The sequence below is a fragment of the Ornithinimicrobium sufpigmenti genome, assembly GCF_004322775.1.
GTDB lineage: Bacteria > Actinomycetota > Actinomycetes > Actinomycetales > Dermatophilaceae > Ornithinicoccus > Ornithinicoccus sufpigmenti.
In genome coordinates this window covers 2401478-2422430 of sequence record NZ_CP036403.1, presented here as the reverse complement: position 1 = coordinate 2422430, position 20953 = coordinate 2401478, and the positions used below count along the sequence as shown (strand labels likewise).

General features: G+C 71.8%; 18 protein-coding genes, 1 tRNA gene, 1 pseudogene and 1 riboswitch. Of the genes and pseudogenes, 16 read left to right on the top strand and 4 right to left on the bottom strand.

Annotation, left to right across the window (positions count from 1 at the left end; all coding sequences use genetic code 11):
• The first annotated feature begins 51 nt into the window (after positions 1-51).
• A riboswitch (FMN riboswitch) is annotated at positions 52-180 on the top strand.
• 160 nt (positions 181-340) lie between these two features.
• Both ESZ52_RS11075 and ESZ52_RS11070 read left to right on the top strand, forming a co-directional pair.
• A complete protein-coding gene (locus ESZ52_RS11075; protein WP_131104986.1) occupies positions 341-1069 on the top strand; it encodes a nicotinamide mononucleotide transporter family protein in 729 nt (242 codons plus the stop codon).
• A 37-nt stretch (positions 1070-1106) separates the two neighbouring features.
• A complete protein-coding gene (locus ESZ52_RS11070) occupies positions 1107-1640 on the top strand; it encodes a PH domain-containing protein (protein WP_131104985.1) in 534 nt (177 codons plus the stop codon).
• Positions 1641-1711: 71 nt separating this feature from the next.
• Here ESZ52_RS11070 and ESZ52_RS11065 read toward each other — a convergent pair whose 3' ends face one another.
• Positions 1712-2353, bottom strand: coding sequence for a TIGR03085 family metal-binding protein (locus ESZ52_RS11065; protein ID WP_131104984.1), 642 nt, complete (start codon positions 2351-2353; stop codon positions 1712-1714).
• A 310-nt stretch (positions 2354-2663) separates the two neighbouring features.
• Between ESZ52_RS11065 and ESZ52_RS11060 the strand changes: the two genes are divergently transcribed.
• From ESZ52_RS11060 to ESZ52_RS11005, 12 genes are all read left to right on the top strand, one after another.
• Entirely contained in the window at positions 2664-4496 is a 1833-nt protein-coding gene (locus ESZ52_RS11060) for an ABC transporter ATP-binding protein (protein WP_181010020.1), read from the top strand.
• A complete protein-coding gene (locus tag ESZ52_RS11055) occupies positions 4493-6295 on the top strand; it encodes an ABC transporter ATP-binding protein (protein ID WP_131104983.1) in 1803 nt (600 codons plus the stop codon). The genes ESZ52_RS11060 and ESZ52_RS11055 overlap by 4 nt, the downstream gene beginning before the upstream one ends.
• Before the next feature lie 66 nt (positions 6296-6361).
• Complete coding sequence (locus ESZ52_RS11050) at positions 6362-6649, top strand: HGxxPAAW family protein (protein ID WP_131104982.1); 288 nt, start codon at positions 6362-6364, stop codon at positions 6647-6649.
• Positions 6650-6704: 55 nt separating this feature from the next.
• Positions 6705-7541, top strand: a complete 837-nt coding sequence (gene trpC, locus ESZ52_RS11045; protein ID WP_202865324.1) for an indole-3-glycerol phosphate synthase TrpC — start codon at positions 6705-6707, stop codon at positions 7539-7541.
• A complete protein-coding gene (gene trpB / locus ESZ52_RS11040) occupies positions 7538-8815 on the top strand; it encodes a tryptophan synthase subunit beta (protein WP_131104981.1) in 1278 nt (425 codons plus the stop codon). The genes trpC and trpB overlap by 4 nt, the downstream gene beginning before the upstream one ends.
• On the top strand, positions 8812-9597 hold the full coding sequence (gene trpA / locus ESZ52_RS11035; RefSeq protein WP_131104980.1) for a tryptophan synthase subunit alpha: 786 nt from the start codon (positions 8812-8814) through the stop codon (positions 9595-9597). Before trpB ends, trpA begins: the two co-directional genes overlap by 4 nt.
• A complete protein-coding gene (locus ESZ52_RS11030) occupies positions 9594-10172 on the top strand; it encodes a MauE/DoxX family redox-associated membrane protein (RefSeq protein ID WP_238154601.1) in 579 nt (192 codons plus the stop codon). The genes trpA and ESZ52_RS11030 overlap by 4 nt, the downstream gene beginning before the upstream one ends.
• A 7-nt stretch (positions 10173-10179) precedes the next feature.
• Complete coding sequence (locus ESZ52_RS11025; RefSeq protein ID WP_131104979.1) at positions 10180-10911, top strand: DsbA family protein; 732 nt, start codon at positions 10180-10182, stop codon at positions 10909-10911.
• Between the two features lie 74 nt (positions 10912-10985).
• Positions 10986-12449 (top strand): pyruvate kinase, encoded by a 1464-nt coding sequence (pyk, locus tag ESZ52_RS11020; RefSeq protein WP_131104978.1) that lies wholly within the window; start codon positions 10986-10988, stop codon positions 12447-12449.
• Between the two features lie 93 nt (positions 12450-12542).
• Positions 12543-12625, top strand: a tRNA-Leu gene (locus ESZ52_RS11015).
• Between the two features lie 164 nt (positions 12626-12789).
• A complete protein-coding gene (locus tag ESZ52_RS11010) occupies positions 12790-13446 on the top strand; it encodes an ANTAR domain-containing response regulator (RefSeq protein WP_425600052.1) in 657 nt (218 codons plus the stop codon).
• A gap of 184 nt (positions 13447-13630) precedes the next feature.
• Positions 13631-14404 carry a DUF554 domain-containing protein gene (locus ESZ52_RS11005; protein ID WP_131104977.1) on the top strand — a complete coding sequence of 258 codons (774 nt, stop codon included), beginning with the start codon at positions 13631-13633 and terminating at the stop codon, positions 14402-14404.
• 59 nt (positions 14405-14463) lie between these two features.
• Here ESZ52_RS11005 and ESZ52_RS11000 read toward each other — a convergent pair whose 3' ends face one another.
• On the bottom strand, positions 14464-14901 hold the full coding sequence (locus tag ESZ52_RS11000; protein ID WP_131104976.1) for a hotdog fold thioesterase: 438 nt from the start codon (positions 14899-14901) through the stop codon (positions 14464-14466).
• 19 nt (positions 14902-14920) lie between these two features.
• Here ESZ52_RS11000 and polA point away from each other — a divergent pair.
• Both polA and ESZ52_RS10990 read left to right on the top strand, forming a co-directional pair.
• A pseudogene (gene polA / locus ESZ52_RS10995) lies at positions 14921-17637 on the top strand (DNA polymerase I).
• Positions 17638-17891: 254 nt separating this feature from the next.
• Positions 17892-19160, top strand: coding sequence for an ABC transporter substrate-binding protein (locus ESZ52_RS10990; RefSeq protein WP_238154600.1), 1269 nt, complete (start codon positions 17892-17894; stop codon positions 19158-19160).
• Between the two features lie 120 nt (positions 19161-19280).
• On the opposite strand, the gene ESZ52_RS10985 is transcribed toward ESZ52_RS10990, so the two are convergent.
• Complete coding sequence (locus tag ESZ52_RS10985; protein WP_238154610.1) at positions 19281-20003, bottom strand: ABC transporter ATP-binding protein; 723 nt, start codon at positions 20001-20003, stop codon at positions 19281-19283.
• Positions 20004-20062: 59 nt separating this feature from the next.
• Complete coding sequence (locus tag ESZ52_RS10980; RefSeq protein WP_131106574.1) at positions 20063-20932, bottom strand: ABC transporter ATP-binding protein; 870 nt, start codon at positions 20930-20932, stop codon at positions 20063-20065.
• Between the last annotated feature and the right edge of the window lie 21 nt (positions 20933-20953).

The following is a 20953-nucleotide window of genomic DNA, read 5'->3' as shown; positions in this document are numbered from 1 at the left end:
TGGCGCGTGGCCGGGGGTGGAGGCCCCGATCGTGTATAGAATGTCCCCGCACACGTGCTCCGGGGTCGGTGTAATTCCGAACCGGCGGTGACAGTCCGCGACCCGACCGCAGCCAGCGGCCGGTTGACCTGGTGAAACTCCGGGACCGACGGTGAAAGTCCGGATGGGAGGCAGCACGCGCGTCGCCCCAGGCGACGGTGCCCGAGATGCCGGCGACGGCATACCGGCACCGAGCCGCACAGAGCCGCACAGAGCGACGCGTCGCTTCACGCAACCCCCGGCGCCCACACCCGGCGAGCGGGGGTTCGGTCCTCTCTCGCCCTGATCCGAGAGGACAGACGTGGACGTCTGGAACGACATCTTCAGTGACATCTTCTACGCAGAGCTGACCGTCTTCGGCCACCCGATCGCCTGGCGGGAGGTCGTCGGCAACGTCTTCGGCTTCGGTTCGGCGATCCTCGGCATGCGCCGCACGGTCTGGGCGTGGCCGATCGGCATCATCGGCAACGCCCTGCTCTTCACCGTCTTCATGGGGGTCTGGTTCGCCAACCCCCAGGAGCACAGCTTGTTCGGGCAGGCCGCCCGCCAGGTCTTCTTCATCGCGACCAGCGTCTACGGCTGGTGGCGCTGGCAGCAGTCGCGCAAGATCCGCGTCAAGGGCGCTCCGGCCATCACCCCGCGGTGGGCCACCCGCACGGAGCGGCTCAGCTACCTCATCGCGGCCGCAGGCCTGGTGGTCGTGGTCCAGTGGGTCTTCCGGTCGGTCGGACTCGGCTGGGACGCCCCCTCCTGGTACTACTGGACCGACGCCTGGATCTTCGTCGGCTCGATCCTGGCCACCTATGCCATGGCCCGCGGATGGGTCGACTTCTGGCTGGCCTGGATTGCGGTGGACCTGGTGGGGGTGCCGCTGCTGTGGCACTCCGGCTACTACCCCTCGGCGGTCATGTATGCCGTCTACGGCGGCCTCGTCCTCTGGGGCTTCGTGGTCTGGCGCAGGGCCGCCCGGGACGAGACGCCCGAGCCGGCGGTCACCGGTGCCGGACCGGTGACTGCCGACGCCCGGTAGGGCGGTTCGCGGTGGGCGGGCGGGCTACGCTGGCCGGGTGAGTGCCAGCCCAGGAACACCGGACGGCGCCCCCAGCCCGCGGCGCGACGCCTACGACACCTTCCGCCCGGTGCGGGGGGCGTGGGTCGGCGGCGTCATGGCCGTGCTGTCGATCATCGTCTTCGTGGTGGTCGCGATCTTCGCGCCCACCTACGAGGGCGTCAGCCCCGCGATCACCGTGCTCAACCGGATCGCGCTGGTCGGGGTCGGCGTGGTCATGGCCGGCTTCCTGTGGCGGTATGCCGTGATCCGCGCGGTGCCCACCCCGCACGGCCTGACCGTGGTCAACCTGTTCCGGACCTACGAGCTGGAGTGGGCCCAGATCCTCAACGTCGGCTTCTCCGGCGGGACGGCGTGGGCGATCCTGGAGCTCTCCGACACCGAGGAGCTGGCGGTGATGGCAATCCAGCGCGCCGACGGTGACCGGGCGCGCCAGGAGGCCTCCCGTCTGGCGGCCCTGATCCAGCACCACCAGAACCTCGCCGTCGAGGGGCGGCCCCGCCCCCCGGAGGACCCTCCCGCCGACTCCTGACCTCAGGATCGCGGAGGACCCAGCGGCCTGAGACCGGCCTCAGAGCAGCCTCGGAGCGCCTCAGAGCCGCCTCAGAGACTGCGGCGGTGCCCGGCCAGCGCCGCGACGTCCGCGTCCGAGCCCTCGACGACCGCCCGGGAGTGGTCCCCCCGACCGAAGGCGTGCAGGACCAGCTCCAGCGGCGTCCCCCTCAGCACGACCGTGCCGGCGTCTGCCGGGGGCTTGCGCAGCGCGACCCGGCCGTGCCCCGGCGCGACCGCGACCACCCCGGTTGGCGCCCCGCGGTAGGTCATCCGCCCCGCCATCGGCAGGGTCCGCCACAGCTGCGCCTGGACCTCCTGGGGCAGGTCGGTCGGCTCCCAGCCCGGCTGCGCGCGGACCATGTCCTCGTGGTGGATCGCCAGCTCGGCCGTGTTGACCATCCGGTCCAGGACCGGCAGCCGGGTCGGCCACCAGGGAGCGGGACCACCGACGACCTGCCCCACCAGGTCCTCGAACTCCCGGGAGGCGACGCGGTCCTGCACCGACTGCGTGTGCCGCTGCAGCGCCTTCACCGGCGCGGCGACACCGGGCAGCGCGTCGGGGCGGGACTCGCGCACCACGAGGTGGGCCAGCAGATCCCGGACGGACCAGGGGTCGCACAGGGTGGGGGCGTCGGGCCCCAGGTCGGTGGCGGTCGAGGCGATCAGCCTGCGCAGCGAGGAGGACGGCATACCCCATCTCACCACGGGGTGTCTCGCCCCGGCGCGCCGATCCCGGCCGATCCCGGCGGATCCTGGCCGATCCCACCCGACCCCAGCCGATCCCAGCCGATCCCAGTCGATCAACAGGCCCGAACGGGACGACGTGACCGACCGGATGATCTCGACGAGCGCACCGGGCCGTCGTCGGCAGGCACTGCCGGTCGCCCCCGGCGTCCGCAACCCGGATGACGTGCGACAATGAGCGACGCCCCCGCCTTCGGAGCGTGCCGACGGTTGTGGGGCTCTCGCATGCCCCCAGCCCCCCGGAGGTCTCCTCACGATGTCCACCGCCAGCCAACCGGTGCCCCGCCCCGTCGCGACTCGTGCGGTGCTCCGGCGGGGGCTGCGGGTGATCTGGGGCGGCATGAAGACCGAGCCGCGCCCCACCATCGTGGCGGTGATCGGGTCGGTGCTGTGGGCCTCGGCGACGGTGGGCACGGCGTGGGCCATCGGCTACGTGACGGACCAGTACATCGAGCCCGCCGTGCTCCAGCGCCGGGTCGAGGCCGCCGCGATGTGGACGGTCTTCGGCGTGCTGGTCGCCGTGCTCGTGGTCAACGTCATCGGCGTCATCCTGCGGCGCGTCTTCGCCACCGTCGCCGGCTTCAACCTGCAGGCCCGGTACCGCAGGGACGTCACCCGGCAGTACCTGCGGCTGCCCCTGTCCTGGCACCACGCCCACCCCTCGGGCCAGCTGCTGTCGAACGCGCACGCCGACGTCGAGGCCACCTGGCAGGTCTTCAACCCGCTGCCCATGGCCATCGGTGTGGTGTTCATGCTCTTCATCGCCGGCACGATGATGGTGCTGGTCGACCCGTTCCTGGCCTTCATCGGCCTGCTGGTCTTCCCCGGACTGTTCGCGGCCAACGTCGTCTTCCAGCGCTTCATGTCGCCCCGGATCACCCGTGCCCAGCAGCTGCGCGCCGAGGTGGCCGAGGTCGCCCACGAGTCCTTCGAGGCCGGCCTGGTCGTGAAGTCGATGGGCCGCGAGGAGGAGGAGACCGAGCGCTTCCGGACCCAGACCCACGAGCTGCGTGACGCGCTGATCCAGGTGGGTCGTACCCGGGGGGTCTTCGAACCGGTCATCGAGGCCATCCCGACGCTGGGGACCCTGGCCGTGCTCGGCGTGGGGACCTGGCAGGTCTCCCGCAGCGAGCTGGGCGCGGCCGACGTGGTGCAGATGGCCTACCTGTTCTCGATCCTCGCCTTCCCGGTGCGCTCCCTGGGCTGGGTGCTGGCGGAGCTCCCGCGCTCGGTCGTGGGCTACGACCGGGTGCAGCACGTCCTGCAGGCCGAGGGGAGCATGCGCTACGGCCCGGACACGTTCGCGGACCGGGGCGGCCCGGCCAGCTCGGAGCTGGAGGACGTGGTCTACGCCCACCCGGGCGAGGACCAGCCGACGATCACCGGCGTCACGCTGGAGATCCCCGAGGGCAGCACCACCGCCCTCGTCGGCCCGACCGGGTCGGGCAAGACCACCCTGACCAACCTGGCCCTGCGCCTGGTCGACCCGGACACCGGGCGGGTGGAGATCGACGGCCTCGACGCCCGCCGGCTGCAGCTGGGCGAGATCCCGGCGGTGGCCACCCTGGTCGCGCAGCAGACGTTCATGTTCGACGACAGCGTCCGCGGCAACGTCACCCTGGGGGAGGACGCGAGCGACGAGTCGGTGTGGGAGGCGCTGCGCATCGCCCAGGCCGAGGGCTTCGTCCGCGAGCTGCCGGACGGCCTGGACACGGTCATCGGCGAGCGGGGCGGCAGCCTGTCCGGTGGTCAGCGGCAGCGGATCGCGCTGGCCCGAGCCGTGTGGCGCCGCCCCCGCCTGCTCGTCCTGGACGACGCCACCAGCGCGGTCGACCCCTCCGTCGAGCAGGCCATCCTGGCGGGTCTGCGGGAGGCCCGCGCGGGCATGACCGTCCTGGTCGTCGCCTACCGGATGGCCACCATCACCCTCGCCGACCAGGTCGTCTACGTCGAGCACGGCCGCGTCGTCGACCGCGGACCCCACCCGGAGCTGCTCGCGCGGTGCCAGGGGTATGCCGACCTGGTGCACGCCTACGCCCGGGAGGCCGCCGAGCGCGCCGCCGTGGCCGAGCAGGAGGAGACCGCATGAGCACCCCGGCGAGCTCCGGCGGCAGCCGGATCGAGGCGCAGAGCGACCTCGGCACCCTGGACACCCTCAAGCGGGGCCTGCAGCTCTCGCCGGAGCTCCGCAAGGGGCTGCTGGTCACCGCGCTGATCGCGGTCGTGGCCACCCTGGGCCGCGTGGTCATCCCGTTCGTCGTCCAGCAGACGACCGACAACGGCATCCTGGCCGAGGGCGGCGTCGACGTCGGCTACGTCCTGCGCGCGATCTTCCTGGCGGCCGGGGTGGTCGCGATCACCTCGGTGGCGCAGTATGCCGTGAACGTCCGGCTCTTCACCGCGGCCGAGTCGGGCCTGGCCACCCTGCGGCTCAAGGCGTTCCGGCACATCCACGACCTGTCGGTGCTGACCCAGAGCACCGAGCGGCGCGGCGCCCTGGTCTCCCGCGTCACCAGCGACGTGGACACGATCTCGATGTTCGTGCAGTTCGGCGGGCTGATGCTGCTCATCAGCACCGCGCAGATCGTCCTGGCGACCATCCTCATGCTCATCTACAGCCCGGCCCTGGCGCTCGTGGCCTACCTGTGCCTGCTGCCGCTCATCGTCCTGGTCCGCTACCTCCAGCCGGTGCTGGGCCGGGCCTACGGCCTGGTCCGGACCCGGGTCGGCGACATGCTGGGTGCGGTCAGCGAGTCCATCGTCGGCGCCACCACCATCCGCGCCTACGGGGTCGAGGAGCGCACCGCCGAGCGCATCGACCGGTCCATCGAGGCCCACCGGCAGTCCGCGATCCGGGCCCAGATCCGCTCGGTCCTCGCCTTCGTCTCCGGCCAGACCTTCGCCGGGATCACCACCGCCGTCGTGCTCGTGGTCGGGACCGTGCTCGCCGCCCGCGGACACCTGACCCTCGGGCAGCTGCTGGCCTTCCTCTTCCTGGTGAACCTGTTCACCCAGCCGGTGCTGATGGCGACCGAGATCCTCAACGAGCTGCAGAACGCGGTCGCCGGCTGGCGCCGCGTCATCGGTGTCGTCGACACCGCGGCCGACGTCTCCGACCCTGGCGAGGACGGGGTCGTGCAGGAGCGGGGTCCGATCACCGTGGACTTCGAGGACGTCTGGTACGCCTACCCCGGCGGGGAGCCGGTGCTGCGCGACGTCAACCTGCGCATCGAGCCGCATACCAGGGTGGCGATCGTGGGGGAGACCGGGTCGGGCAAGACCACGATGGCCAAGCTGCTGACCCGCCTGATGGACCCCGCGGGCGGCCGCGTGCTGCTGGACGGCACCGACCTGCGACGGATCCCGTTCTCCACGCTCCGCCGGCGGGTCGTCCTCGTCCCGCAGGAGGGGTTCCTCTTCGACCAGAACCTGCGCGAGAACATCCGCTTCGGCAAGCCCGAGGCCAGCGACGAGGACATCGACCTCGCCGTGACCGAGCTGGGTCTGGACGCCTGGGTGGCCGGGCTCCCGCACGGCCTGGACACCCGGGTGGGTCAGCGTGGGGAGTCCCTGTCGGCGGGGGAACGGCAGCTCGTCGCGATCGCCCGGGCCTACCTTGCCGACCCCGACCTGCTCGTCCTCGACGAGGCGACCAGCGCCGTGGACCCCTCGACCGAGGTCAGGGTCCAGCGTGCGCTGGAAGGCCTGACGACCGGGCGCACCTCGGTCGCCATCGCCCACCGGCTCTCGACCGCGGAGGCGGCCGACGTGGTGGTCGTGGTCGACCAGGGCCGGATCGTCGAGGTCGGGCACCACCGCGACCTGGTCGGGCAGGGCGGTGTCTACGCACGGATGCACGCCTCCTGGGCGGCCCAGCGGACCGGCTGACCGGCGCGGCGACGGCCGGTCGGGGCGATCCGGCCCCGGGGCTGGCAGAATGAGGCCGCATCGTCCATGACCATCGACCTGGACCCGTCGGCGACGAGCCGACCGGCAGCCGGGACCTGCACCAAGGAGCACCACCCCATGCACGAAGACAACCACGGCCACAGCACCGCAGCCTGGGTCGGCGTCACGATCATGCTGATCGGCGCGGTCGTCGGCTGCTGGGGCGTCTTCGCCGGCCCCGACGTGCTGCTCTACGTCGGTCTCGGTCTGGGCGTCGTCGGTGCGCTGGCCTGGTACGGCATGGAGCGGGCCGGGTTCGGCGGCGCGTCGAGGGTCGCGCAGCACGACGGCTGACCCACCACCGGTGGGGCCGGCACGGGTCGGCCCCGCGACGGCTTAGGCTGGTGGGGTGCCCACCGTGCTGGATCAGATCATCGACGGAGTCCGCGAGGACCTTGCCGTACGCCGTGCCGACCGCCCCCTGACCCAGGTGCAGGAGAGCGCGGCCGCCGCGCCCTCCCCCCGGGACGCCCTCGCAGCGCTCACCGAGCGCCGGGGGGTCCACATCATCGCCGAGGTGAAGCGCAGCAGCCCCTCCAAGGGCGCTCTCGCGGCCATCGCCGACCCCGCGGCCCTGGCGGCCGACTATGCCGCCGGAGGGGCCAGCGTCATCAGCGTCCTCACCGAGCAGCGTCGGTTCGGCGGCTCCCTCGCCGACCTCGATGCGGTTCGGGCGCGGGTGGACGTCCCCGTCCTGCGCAAGGACTTCGTCGTCGACCCCTACCAGGTGTGGGAGGCCCGGGCGCACGGGGCAGACCTGGTCCTGCTCATCGTCGCGGCCCTGCCCCAAGAGGTCCTCCAGGGCCTGCTGGAGCGGGTGGAGTCGCTGGGCATGCACGCCCTGGTCGAGGTGCACGACGAGGAGGAGCTGGGTCGCGCCCTCGACGCCGGCGCCCGCATCGTCGGCGTGAACAACCGCGACCTGCGCACGCTGGAGGTGGACCGGGACACCTTCGGGCGGCTGGCGCCCGGCATCCCGGCCGGTCGGGTCGCGGTCGCCGAGTCCGGCATCCGCGGCCCTCTGGACGTCATGGCGGCAGCCGAGGCCGGCGCTGGGGCGGTCCTCGTCGGCGAGGCCCTGGTCACCGGCAGCTCACCCCGCGACGCGGTGGCCGAGCTGGTGGCGGCCGGCGCCCACCCGGCGGTCCGCGGCCAGCACGCCGGGACCCGCGGGGGTGAGCGGTGAGCACGGCGACCGGCCGGTTCGGCGAGTTCGGCGGACGCTTCGTGCCCGAGGCACTGGTCGCGGCGCTGGAGGAGCTGGACGCCGCCCGCACCGCGGCGATGGCCGACCCAGACTTCCGGGCCGAGCTCGACCTGCTGCACCAGACCTACACGGGACGACCCAGCCCGCTGACCGAGGTGCCCCGGTTCGCCCGGCACGCCGGTCGCGCGCGGGTCTTCCTCAAGCGGGAGGACCTCAACCACACCGGCTCGCACAAGATCAACAACGTGCTCGGGCAGGCGCTGCTCGCCGTGCGGATGGGCAAGCGCCGGGTCATCGCCGAGACCGGCGCGGGCCAGCACGGCGTCGCGACCGCGACCGCGGCCGCCCTGATGGGCCTGGAGTGCACGGTCTACATGGGTGAGGTCGACACCCGCCGCCAGGCGCTCAACGTGGCCCGGATGCGGCTGCTCGGCGCCACCGTGGTGCCCGTCGCCACCGGCAGCGCCACGCTCAAGGACGCCATCAACGAGGCGATGCGCGACTGGGTCACCAACGTCGGGCACACCCACTACCTGCTGGGCACCGTGACCGGGCCCCACCCCTTCCCGACCATGGTGCGCGACTTCCACGCGGTCATCGGTCAGGAGGCCCGCGAGCAGGTGCAGACCGCGGCCGGCCGCCTGCCGGACGCCGTGTGCGCGTGCGTCGGCGGTGGCTCCAACGCGATGGGGATCTTCCACGCCTTCCGCGACGACGCCGAGGTGGCGCTGCGGGGCTTCGAGGCCGGGGGTGAGGGCCCCGAGCAGGGCCGGCACGCCTCCCGCTTCTCCGGGGGGCTCCCGGGGGTGCTGCACGGCGCCGCGACATACGTGCTGCAGGACGAGGACGGCCAGACCCTGGAGACCCACTCGGTCTCGGCCGGGCTGGACTACCCCAGCGTCGGTCCCGAGCACGCCTTCCTGCACGACACCGGGCGCGCCTCCTACGAGCCCGTGACCGACGCCGACGCGATGGACGCCTTCGCTCTGCTCTGCCGCACCGAGGGCATCATCCCGGCCATCGAGAGCGCCCACGCCCTCGCCGGGGCCCTGCGCGTGGGGCACGAGCTGACCGCGGCCGCGGGGGAGGACGGACCCGAGCCGGTGGTCCTGGTCAACCTGTCCGGGCGCGGCGACAAGGACGTGGACACGGCGGCCCGCTGGTTCGGGCTCGTCGACGGCCAGGAGCTGGTCGAGGCCGAGCAGCTCAAGGCCTCCGAGCCGGTCGCCGAGGCGGAAGGGAGCGGCTGGTGAACGCCCTGGACGCAGTCTTCGCCCGGTGCCGCGAGGAGGACCGCGCCGCGCTGGTCGCCTACCTCCCGGCCGGCTACCCCGACCTCGACGGCTCCCTCGCTGCGGTCCGGGCGGTCGCCGAGAGCGGCGCCGACATCGTCGAGGTCGGCGTCCCCTACACCGACCCCCTCATGGACGGACCCGTCATCGAGCAGGCCGCCGCGCAGGCCCTGGCCGGCGGCTTCCGCTTCCACCAGGTGCTCGACGTGGTGCGAGCCGTGCACGAAGCCGGTGCGGTGCCCGTCGTCATGTCCTACTGGAACCCGGTCCTGCGTCACGGCCCCGCACGGTTCGCCGCCGACCTGGCCGAGGCCGGTGGCGCAGGCCTCATCACGCCCGACCTCATCCCGGACGAGGCCTCGGCGTGGCGGGACGCCGCCACGCAGCACGACCTTGCCCCGATCTTCCTGGTCGCCCCCAGCTCCACCGACGAACGGCTGGCGATGACCGTCCAGGCCTGCCGCGGCTTCGTCTACGTCGCCTCCACGATGGGCGTCACCGGCGCCCGGGACGAGGTCGGCGAGGGCGCCGTCCGGCTGGTGGAACGCACCCGCGCCGTCACCGACCTGCCGCTGTGCGTCGGCCTCGGCGTGAGCACGGGGGCCCAGGCGGCGCAGATCGCTGCCTATGCCGACGGCGTCATCGTCGGCTCCGCCCTCGTCCGGGCGATCGGGCAGGACCCGCGCCTCGACGCCCTCCGGACCCTCACCCAGGAGCTCGCCGAAGGGGTGCGCGGCCGGTGACCCACGACGCCGACCTGCGCACCGACCCGGCGGACGCCGGAGCCGAGCCGGTCAGGGGTGGCGGGGAGGCTGCATACCGGAGCCGCTCCGGCATGGTCGGCAAGCTGGGCAAGGTCGGTTGGGTCACCATGGCCGGCCTGCTGGCCCGCGTCGGCCTCGGGGTGGTGCTGATCGCCGCCGGCCTGCCCAAGCTGATGGACGTCACCGGCTCCGTCCAGAACGTCATGGCCTACGAGCTGTTCGACTACGGGACGGCCCGCTTCATCGGCACCATGCTGCCGGTCGTGGAGATCGTGCTCGGCGTGCTGCTGGTGCTGGGCCTGTTCACCCGCGCGGCAGCCGCCGCGGGTGGTCTGCTCATGATCGTCTTCATCGCCGGGATCGCCTCGGCTTGGGCCCGGGGCCTGACCATCGACTGCGGCTGCTTCGGCAGCGGCGGACCGGTGGAGCCGGGGGAGACCACCTACCTGCTGGACATCCTGCGCGACCTGCTCTTCCTGGCCATGGCGGCCTGGCTGGTGGTCCGCCCGCGCACCCCGCTCGCCCTCGACACCCTGATCACGAAAGGTCGCTGAGACTCGCATGCCCCGTCCGCCCGCACCCCAGGTCAAGCCGGTCCCCACCAAGGGGCCCTCCGGCGTTCTCATCGGCGCCGTCGTGGTGCTGGTGCTCGCGCTCATCGCCGGCCTGGTGTGGGCCGTGACCCGCGACGGGGCCGACCTGTCGGCGGAGGGCTCGGCCCACGCGCTGGCGGAGGGTGGCGGGGTCAGCCTGGGCCCCGGACCGGACGCGGACGTGCCGCAGCTGCACATCTACGGTGACTTCCAGTGCCCGTGGTGCGGGGTGCTGGAGGACGCGATCGGTGAGTCGGTCCAGGAGAAGGTGGACGCCGGCGACGCCCATCTCACCATCACGCTGATGTCCTTCCTGGACGGGCGCCTTCCCGGTGAGAACTCCGTGCGCGCAGCCAACGCCGCGCTGTGCGCCGACGACCAGGACGCCTTCCTGCCCTACTACCGGCAGGTCTACCTCAACCGTCCCGCCGAGCAGGGGGCCGGGTGGAGCGACGAGCAGCTGGTCTCCTTCGCCGGGGCGGCCGGCATCGGCGACGACGACCTGGAGACCTTCACCAGCTGCGTGCAGGACCTGACGTACGAGGACTATGTGCACGCCATGCAGGAGCGGGCCAACCAGGACGGGGTCAGCGGGACCCCCCGCCTGTTCGTCGACGGTACCCAGATCACCGACGAGCAGATGCAGGGACTGATGGAGAACAGCCTCACCCTCGACGAGGTCATCGCCGCACACTCCTGACCCGGGCGGGGAGACCCTGACGGGTCGCCGCGAGCCGGTCAACCTCAGGCGGTCCGCAGGACTAGGCTGGGACCATGCGTCGAGCCAAGATCGTCTGCACCCTGGGACCAGCCACCGACTCCTACGAGCAGATCGAAGCGCTCGTCCACGCCGGGATGGATGTGGCCCGGCTCAACCTCTCGCACGGCAGCCACGAGGAGCACCACGAGCGCTACCTCAGGGTGCGGCAGGCCAGCGACGCCGAGGGGCACGCGGTCGCGGTGCTGGCCGACCTGCAGGGCCCCAAGATCCGCACCGGCACCTTCGCCAGCGGACCGGTCACCCTCGCGACCGGTGACGCCTTCACCATCACCACGCGTGCGGTGACCGGCGACCAGGGCAGCGTCGGCACCACCTACGGCGGCCTGCCCGGCGACGTCGCCGTCGGCGACCCCCTGCTCATCGACGACGGCAAGGTGATGCTGCGGGCGGTGGAGGTGACCGAGACCGACGTCGTCAGCGAGGTCGTCACCGGAGGCGTCGTCTCCAACAACAAGGGCATCAACCTGCCCGGTGCCCTGGTCAGCGTCCCGGCCATGTCGGAGAAGGACATCGAGGACCTGCGCTGGGCCCTGCGCACCGGCGTCGACATCATCGCCCTGTCGTTCGTCCGCTCCGCCGAGGACATCGAGGACGTGCACCGGATCATGGACGAGGAGGGCCGACGCGTCCCGGTCATCGCCAAGATCGAGAAGCCGCAGGCGGTGCAGAACCTCGAGGAGATCGTCGACGCCTTCGACGGCATCATGGTCGCCCGCGGTGACCTCGGCGTCGAGCTGCCGCTGGAGCAGGTGCCGCTGGTGCAGAAGGACGCCATCCAGCTCAGCCGCGAGCGGGCCAAGCCGGTGATCGTGGCGACCCAGGTGCTGGAGTCGATGATCGAGAACCCGCGGCCCACCCGGGCCGAGGCCTCCGACTGCGCGAACGCGGTGCTCGACGGCGCCGACGCGATCATGCTCTCCGGCGAGACCTCGGTCGGCGCCTACCCCATCCGGGCGGTGAGCACGATGGCGGACATCATCGCGTCCACCGAGGACCACGGGCTGCACCGCATCGCCCCCATCCGGACCGTGCCGCGCACCCCCGGCGGTGCGGTCACCCGGGCCGCGATCACCCTCGCCGACGCCCTGGACAACCACGGCGTCAAGTACCTGGTGACCTTCACCCAGAGCGGTGACACCGCGCGCCGGATGGCTCGCGTCCGGCCCCGCACCCCGATGCTCGCGTTCACCACCGAGCAGGACACCCGGTCCCAGCTGGCGCTCACCTGGGGGGTGGAGACCTTCCTCGTCCCCTTCGTCTGGCACACCGACCAGATGGTGCTGCAGGTCGAGGACGCGCTGCTGCGCGAGGGCCGCTGCCAGCACGGGGACCTGGTGATCATCGTCGCCGGCTCGCCCCCCGGTGTCTCCGGCACCACCAACGCCCTGCGCCTGCACCGCGTCGGCGACACGATCTTCGGCAACGCCCCGAGCTACTCCGACGAGCCCGTCGTCTAGCAGGCGGGCCTTCAGCGCGCGTCGGTCGCCACGGACCGGCGGGTATGCTGTACCGGATCGAACAGGCGGGCCCCACGGGGCCCGTCACCCCCCGCCGGGGTGGTGGAACGGCAGACACGGGGCACTCAAAATGCTCTGCCCGCAAGGGCGTGCGGGTTCAAGTCCCGCTCCCGGCACCCATACAGGTTCGCGACAGATGATCGTGACGGCAGAGCACGGCGAAAGATAAGGTAGACGCGTGACGGCAGCAAAGACGCCCAGCACCGATCCGACGGAGTCGTCGGACCCGACCGGAGCGACGGGGGCGGACACCACCCAGGACGAGACGTCGGACGTCACCCTGCAGGGGGGCACCGAGGCCGGGGCCCCCGAGCCAGCCGTCGACGGGGGCGGCGGAGACGCTGAGGAGCCGGAGACGCAGGGTCTGCGCATCCTCCTCGCCGAGGACGAGGCGCTCATCCGGATGGACCTGGCCGAGATGCTGACCGAGGCCGGCCACCACATCGTCGGGCAGGCCAGCGACGGCGAGCAGGCCGTGTCCCTGGCGCAGGAGACCAAGCCCGACATGGTCGTCATGGACATCAAGATGCCCGGCATGGACGGGATCTCTGCCGCCGAGCAGATCGGCCGCGACGGCGTGGCCCCGGTCGTGATGCTCACCGCGTTCAGCGACAAGAACCTGGTCGAGCGCGCCCGCGACGCCGGTGTCATGTCCTACGTCGTCAAGCCGTTCAGCGCCGCCGACGTGCTGCCGGCCATCGACATCGCCCGCGCCCGCTGGGCCGAGCGCCAGGCGCTGGAGGCCGAGGTCGCCGACCTGGGGGAGCGGTTCGAGACCCGCAAGCGGGTCGACCGCGCCAAGGGTCTGCTCATGACCCAGCTCAAGCTCACCGAGGCCGACGCCTTCCGGTGGATCCAGAAGGCGGCGATGGACCGCCGCCTGTCGATGCGCGAGGTCGCCGACGCCGTCATCGCTGGCATGCCCGCGAAGAAGTAGGCCGCGTCAGGCAGACCGTCCTCGCCCGGCCCACGCGGTAGGCCCACGCGGTAGGCCCACTCGCCAGGTCGGCCCGGTAGCCAGGCGCACGCGCCGCTCGCCCCAGCGGCACGCCCATACCCCGAGACCCCAGACCCCGCGACCCTGCCGCAGGTCGGAGAGGGCGGGGCCGTAGCCTTCGGCCATGGATGGAGCCTTCCCCGGGCTGGGGACCGTCATCAACATCGTCGCGGTCCTCGGCGGCGCCTCCCTGGGGATGCTCGCCGGCCACCGGCTCTCGGCGCACGTGCGCTCGGTCGTCACCAGCTGCCTGGGCCTGGTGACGCTGCTGATGGCGATCCTGTCCGCCCTCGACGTGACCTCTCCGGCCCTGGAGGAGACCGTCGGGCGTGGGGTGCCCATCCTCATCGTCCTCGGCAGCCTCCTCCTGGGCGGCATCACCGGGGCGGTGCTGCGGATCGAGCAACGGCTGGAGTCGCTCGCCGGCCTGGTGCAGCACTGGGTCCAGCGCTTCGGGCGCCCGACCGAGGGCACCGGTGCCGGCGCCCGGGAGCGGTTCATCGAGGGCTGGCTGACCGCCTCCCTGCTCTTCTGCGTGGGCCCGCTGACGATCCTCGGCTCCTTGTCCGACGGGCTCGGGCGGGGGATCGACCAGCTGGTCCTGAAGTCGGCGCTGGACTTCTTCGCCGCGATGGCGTTCGCCTCCACGTTCGGGGTCGGCGTGCTCTTCTCCGTGGTGTCGGTGGCGCTCATCCAGGGCATGCTGACCCTCGTGGGTCTCACCCTGGGTTCGGTGGTGCCGGAGGCGCACATCGCGGCGCTGACCGCCACCGGCGGGCTGCTGCTGGTCGGAATCGCCTTCCGGCTGCTCGACATCAAGCAGGTCCCGGTCGGTGACCTGCTCCCGGCGCTCGTCTTCGCGCCCGTGCTGGTCAGCATCGCCGCTGCCGTCACCTGAGCTTCGCGCCTTCGGCGACTCCTGGGCCACCCCGGCGGCCGGCCGTCGTGGCTGACGCCTCAGGCCCCGGGCGGGCGCTCGCGCAGCGCGCAGGTGAGACGGGCGGTGCACACGCGACGCCCCTCGTCGTCGGTCACCACGATCTCGTAGGCAGCGACGGAGCGGCCGAGCGAGAGCGGCGTGGCGACTGCTGTCACGTGCCCGTCGCGGACGGCCCGGTGGTGGGTAGCGTTGAGGTCCACCCCCACGGCGATGCGGTCGGCGCCGGCGTGCAGCGCCGCCCCGATGGACCCCACGGTCTCGGCGAGCGCCGCCGAGGCACCCCCGTGCAGGAGACCGTAGGGCTGGGTGTTGCCCGCGACCGGCATCCGGGCCACGGTGCGCTGCACGTCGGCCTCCAGCAGCTCCATCCCCATCCGCTCGGCCAGGGTGCCGATCATCGCGAACGGGACCTCGTCGGGGCGCAGCGCGGACGTGGGGTGAGCATTGTCGGCCATGGGACATAGGCTGCCATGCGTGAGTCGACTGCTGCTGTTGGACGGACACTCCGTGGCCTACCGTGCCTTCTACGCCCTCCCGGTGGAGAACTTCTCCACCACCACGGGCCAGAGCACCAACGCGGTCTACGGCTTCACCTCGATGCTCATCAACGTCCTGCGCGACGAGGCGCCGACGCACATCGCGGTCGCCTTCGACAAGTCCAGGCAGACCTTCCGCACCCAGGAGTACGCCGAGTACAAGGCGGGCCGCGCCAGCACGCCGGACGAGTTCAGGGGCCAGGTCGACCTCATCAAGGAGGTGCTCGACGCCCTGCGCATCCAGCACCTGGAGGTGGAGGGGTATGAGGCGGACGACATCATCGCCACCCTCACCGGCCAGGCGCGCGAGGAGGGGATGGAGGTCGTCATCCTCTCCGGCGACCGGGACGCCCTGCAGCTGGTGGACGAGCGCACCCTGCTGCTCTACCCGGTCCGCGGTGTCTCGGAGACCTGGCGGCTGACCCCCGAGGCGGTCCGGGAGAAGTACCTCGTCCCCCGCACCTGTACAGCGACCTGGCCGCCATGGTGGGGGAAAGCTCGGACAACCTGCCGGGGGTGCCCGGCGTCGGCCCCAAGACCGCGGCCAAGTGGCTCACCCAGCACCGCGACCTCCCCGGCATCGTCGCCGCCGCCGACCAGCTCACCGGCAAGGCCGGCCAGGCGCTGCGCGACCACCTGGACCAGGTGCTGCGCAACCGCCGGCTCAACCAGCTCGTCGGCGACGTGCCCCTCGAGGTCACCGTGGCGGACCTGGCCGCCCGCGGCTGGGACCGCGAGGAGGTGCACCGGGTCTTCGACGGCCTGGAGTTCCGGGTGCTGCGCGAGCGGCTGTTCACCACGCTGGACTCGGCCGAGACCGAGGCCGAGGAGGGCATCGACCTCGAGGGCACTCTGCTGCGCGGGGGCGAGCTGGCGCCCTGGCTGGCCGAGCACGCCCCAGCGGGGGAGCGGGTCGCCGTCGTCGTGCACGCGGCTCCCCGCACCGCCGCGGGCCCCGGGGAGGCGACGGGGGTCGCGCTGGCGGGGGCCAGCCACGCCGCATACCTCGAGCTGGCCGACGCGGCGCCGGAGGACGAGCGGGCGCTGGCCGCCTGGCTGGCCGACCCGGCGCACCCCAAGGTCCTGCACGACGCCAAGGGACAGATCGCCTCGCTGGAGACCATCGGTATGCCGATGGAGGGCGTGGTCAGCGACACCGGCCTGGCGGCCTACCTCATCCGGCCCGACCAGCGCTCCTACGACCTGACCGACCTGTCGCTGCGCCACCTGCGGCGCGAGCTGCGTCTGGAGGACGGCCAGGAGGAGGCGCAGGGCCAGCTGGACCTCAGCTTCGGTGACGCGGAGGACGACGCCCAGGAGCGCGCGGCGGCCCGCTCGGGGATGGTGCACGCCCGGGCGGTGCACGACCTGTCGGTCGCGCTCGACGAGGAGCTGGCCGACGAGCAGGAGCAGCGGCTGCTGCGGGAGGTGGAGCTGCCGCTGGTCGGGGTGCTGCGGCGGATGGAGCAGGCCGGGATCGCCGTCGACCTGGACGCCCTGCAGGCCCTGGAGAGCGAGTTCGCGGCCGGGATGGCGCAGGCGCAGCAGGACGCCTGGGACGCCATCGGCGACGACACCGTCAACCTGGGCTCGCCCAAGCAGCTGCAGGTGGTGCTCTTCGAGACCCTGGGGCTGCCCAAGACCCGGCGCACCAAGACCGGTTACACCACCGACGCCGACGCGTTGGCGGGGCTGTTCGCCCAGACCGAGCATCCGTTCCTGGAGGCCCTGCTGCGCCACCGCGACGTGTCCCGGCTGCGGGTGACCGCCGAGGGCCTGATCAAGTCGGTCGCCGACGACGGGCGCATCCACACCACCTACCAGCAGACGATCGCGGCCACCGGCCGGCTCAGCTCGACCGAGCCCAACCTGCAGAACATCCCGATCCGCACCGAGGAGGGGCGGCGGTTGCGGGAGGTCTTCGTCGTCGGCCGCGACGCCGGGGCCGGGGTGGACTACGCCTCGCTCATGTCCGCCGACTACAGCCAGATCGAGATGCGGATCATGGCCCACCTCTCCGGTGACGAGGGGCTCATCGAGGCCTTCCGCACCGGTGAGGACCTGCACCGCTTCGTCGGCTCCCGCGTCTTCGGCGTCGAGCCCCAGGAGGTCACCTCCGAGATGCGGGCCAAGGTCAAGGCGATGAGCTACGGCCTGGCCTACGGCCTGTCCGCGTTCGGGCTGTCCAAGCAGCTGGGCATCTCCACCAGCGAGGCCAAGGGCCTGATGGAAGAGTACTTCGAGCGCTTCGGCGGCGTCCGTGACTACCTGCGCGACATCGTCGCCGAGGCCCGGCGCAGCGGCTTCACCGAGACCATCCTGGGCCGTCGCCGGCACCTGCCGGACCTGCTGAGCGACAACCGGCAGCGGCGGGAGATGGCCGAGCGGATGGCCCTCAACGCGCCCATCCAGGGCTCGGCCGCCGACCTCATCAAGATCGCCATGCTCCGCACCGAGCAGGCGCTGCGCGACCAGGGCCTCGCCTCGCGGATGCTGCTCCAGGTGCACGACGAGCTGGTGCTGGAGGTCGCCCCGGGCGAGGAGCAGCAGGTCGAGGCGCTGGTGCGCGAGCAGATGGGCGCGGCCGCCCACCTCTCGGTGCCGCTGGACGTCAGCGTGGGCATGGGCCGCACCTGGCACCAGGCTGCTCACTGACCCCTCCGGGACCCTCCCGGGACGCGGCAGGACCGCAGCCGGCGCGGCCGATGAGATGCGGGTCGCGGGCCTAGGTAACGATGTGGGCACAATCGGACCGGTTGGCCCGCGGCACCCTTGTCAACCCTTGACCAGCAACCTAGGTTCAGGGCACACCGTGACGGCACCGCTGCCGCCACATCGACACGAGGAGCACCATGCGCACAACCTCTCTTCGCTCACGCGCGTCCGTGACCACCCGCGGGATTGCTGCAGTGGCCGCCGCCACCCTGATGTTGGCGGCCTGCGGCAACGGAGGAGACGACACCGACAACGGCGAGCCCGCCAGCACGGGAGCCGAGACCGACACCGACACCGACACCGAGGCCGGTGAGGCCACCGGCCAGGCCGGTGAGCGCGACCTGACCCTGCAGGTCGGCACCGTGCTGCCGCAGACCGGCGCCCTGGCCTTCCTGGGCCCGCCCGAGGAGGCGGGCGTCCTGCTCGCCGAGAAGCACATCAACGAGGCCGACCTCGGCATCACCGTCGAGGTCACCCTCGGCGACTCCGGTGACCCGGACAACAGGGCCTACGCCACGACCGTCCCGCAGCTGCTGAACGCCGGCAACCACGTCATCGTGGGTGCGGCGTCCTCGGGCGTGTCCAAGCTGTTCATCGACGAGGTCGTGGCGGCGGAGCGGTTGATGATCTCCCCGGCGAACACGGCCGCGGAGTTCACCGACTGGGACGACAACAACCTCTACTGGCGCACCGCGCCCTCCGACCTGTTGCAGGGTGAGGTGCTGGGCAACCTCATCGCCCAGGACGGTGTGGCCAACCTGGGCATCATCTACCTGAACGACGCCTACGGCACCGGTCTGGAGGCGACGCTCACCGAGACCTTCGAGGCCGCCGCCGGCACGGTCGTGGCCAGCGAGTCCTACAACGCCGGCGACACCACCTTCGACGCGCAGATCAGCTCGGTGCTGGCCGAGAACCCCGACGCGATCGCGATGATCACCTTCGAGGAGATCAAGACCATCCTGCCGGCCATCGAGGCCGCCGGCTTCGACACCGGCAACCTCTACTTCGTCGACGGCAACATCGCCGACTACAGCGAGGACTTCAACCCGGGCATGCTCGAGGGCTCCAAAGGCACCCAGCCCGGCCCGGACCTGGGCGACGACTTCCGCAACCAGCTGAACGAGGTCTGGACCGCTGAGGGCAACCCCGAGCTGGAGAACTGGAACTACGCGGCGGAGTCCTACGACGCCGTGATCCTGGCCGCGCTGGCCGCGCTCGCCGCCAACTCGGTGGACGGGCCGGACATGGCCGCCAAGATGCAGGAGGTCTCCGGCGGTGCTGGCGGCGGCACCAAGTACGACACCTTCGCTGACGCCGCGCAGGCCATCATCGACGGTGAGGTCGTGGACTACGACGGCCCCTCCGGTCCGATCACCTTCGACGAGAACGGTGACCCGACCGAGGCCACCATCGGCATCTTCGAGTACGACGGTGAGAACAGCCTCGTCCGCATGAACTGAGGCGCACGCCCACCACGCAGGACGAGCGAGGGCCCCGGGACGATGGTCCCGGGGCCCTCCTTCGTGTGTGCGGAGTCGGTGCGGAGCGCGAAGGCAGAGCCGACGGACGCCCTGCTCCGGCTAGGCGCTGTCCTGCCCCAGGGTGCCGAGGTAGAGCCCGATGACCTTCTCGTCGTTGAGCAGCTCCCGACCCGTCCCGGTATGGGCGTCCCGGCCCTGGTCGAGCACGTAGGCGCGGTCGCAGATCTGCAGGCAGCGCCGGGCGTTCTGCTCGACCATGATCACGGTCACACCGGCCTGGTTGATCGAGGAGACCCGCATGAAGGCGTCGTCCTGGCGCACCGGCGACAGGCCGGCCGACGGCTCGTCCAGGAGCAGGACGTCCGGGCGCATCATCAGCGCCCGCGACATCGCCACCATCTGCCGCTCGCCGCCGCTGAGCGAGCCGGCCACCTGGTTCATCCGGTCCTTCAGGGCCGGGAAGATGTCGACGACGAAGTCGATGCTCTCCCTGGTCCGGGAGGGGCGCTGGTAGGCGCCCATCTCCAGGTTCTCCCGGATGGTCAGGGTGGGGAAGACGTTCTCGGTCTGGGGGACCAGGCCGACCCCCTTGCTGACCAGCTTGTTGGCCTTGAGGTTGGTGATCTCGTCACCGCGCAGCAGGATGGCGCCCGAGCGCACGTTGACCAGGCCGAAGATCGCCTTCAGCAGCGTCGACTTGCCGGCCCCGTTGGGCCCGATGATGCCGATCAGCTCGCCGTCGTAGGCCTGCAGGTTGGTGTCGGTGAGGATGTTGATACCGGGCAGGTAGCCGGCGGTGACGCTCTGCACGTCGACCACCAGGTCCGGGTTCGGGTCCGGGGCGGGCTGGTCCGCCGGCCGGGGGGCGGTGCCTGTCGTGGTCACAGTCGGTTTCCCTCCGCGTCGTAGCGGCCGGTGATCTGGCCGAGGTCGTCGTCCAGGTGGCTGCCCAGGTAGGCATCCACGACGGCCGGGTCTCTCATCACCTCGTCGGGCGGTCCCTCGGCCACGATGCGGCCCTCCGCCATCACCACGACCCAGTCGGCGATGTGCCGGACCATGTGCATGTCGTGCTCGACGAAGAGGACCGTCATGCCCTCCTTCTTGAGGTCGATGACGTGGTCGAGCAAGGACTGCACGAGAGCTGGGTTGACCCCGGCCATCGGCTCGTCCAGCAGGATGAACTCGGGGTCGGTCATCAGGGCGCGAGCCATCTCCAGCAGCTTGCGCTGCCCGCCGGACAGTGCCGCGGAGTAGTCGTCGCGCTTGTCGTAGAGCTTGAACTTCTTCAGCAGCTCCAGGGCGCGCGCCTCGTTCTCCTTCTCCTGCGAGCGCCAGAGGAAGGGCAGGACGCTGGCGAGCATCCGCTCCCCGGTCTGCTTCGACGCACCGAGCTTCATGCTCTCGAGCACGGTCAGCCGCTGCAGCACCTTGGTCAGCTGGAAGGTGCGGACCTGCCCGCGACGGGCCGCCTTCCAGGCCGGGATGCCGGCCAGCGAGCGCCCGTTGAAGGACCACTCGCCGCTGTCCGGCTTGTCGAAGCCGGAGAGCAGGTTGAACAGGGTCGTCTTACCGGCACCGTTCGGGCCGATCAACGCGGTGATCGCGTTGCGGGGGATCTCCAGGTGCTCCACCTCGACGGCCTTGATGCCACCGAAGCTGCGGGTGATGTTGTCGGCGACGAGGATCGGGTCCTTCTTGCCCACGCCGGGCGCCGAGGGCCCGGTCGCCAGGTCGTGGTCGGCCTGCACCTGGTGGGTGGGCTGGACCTC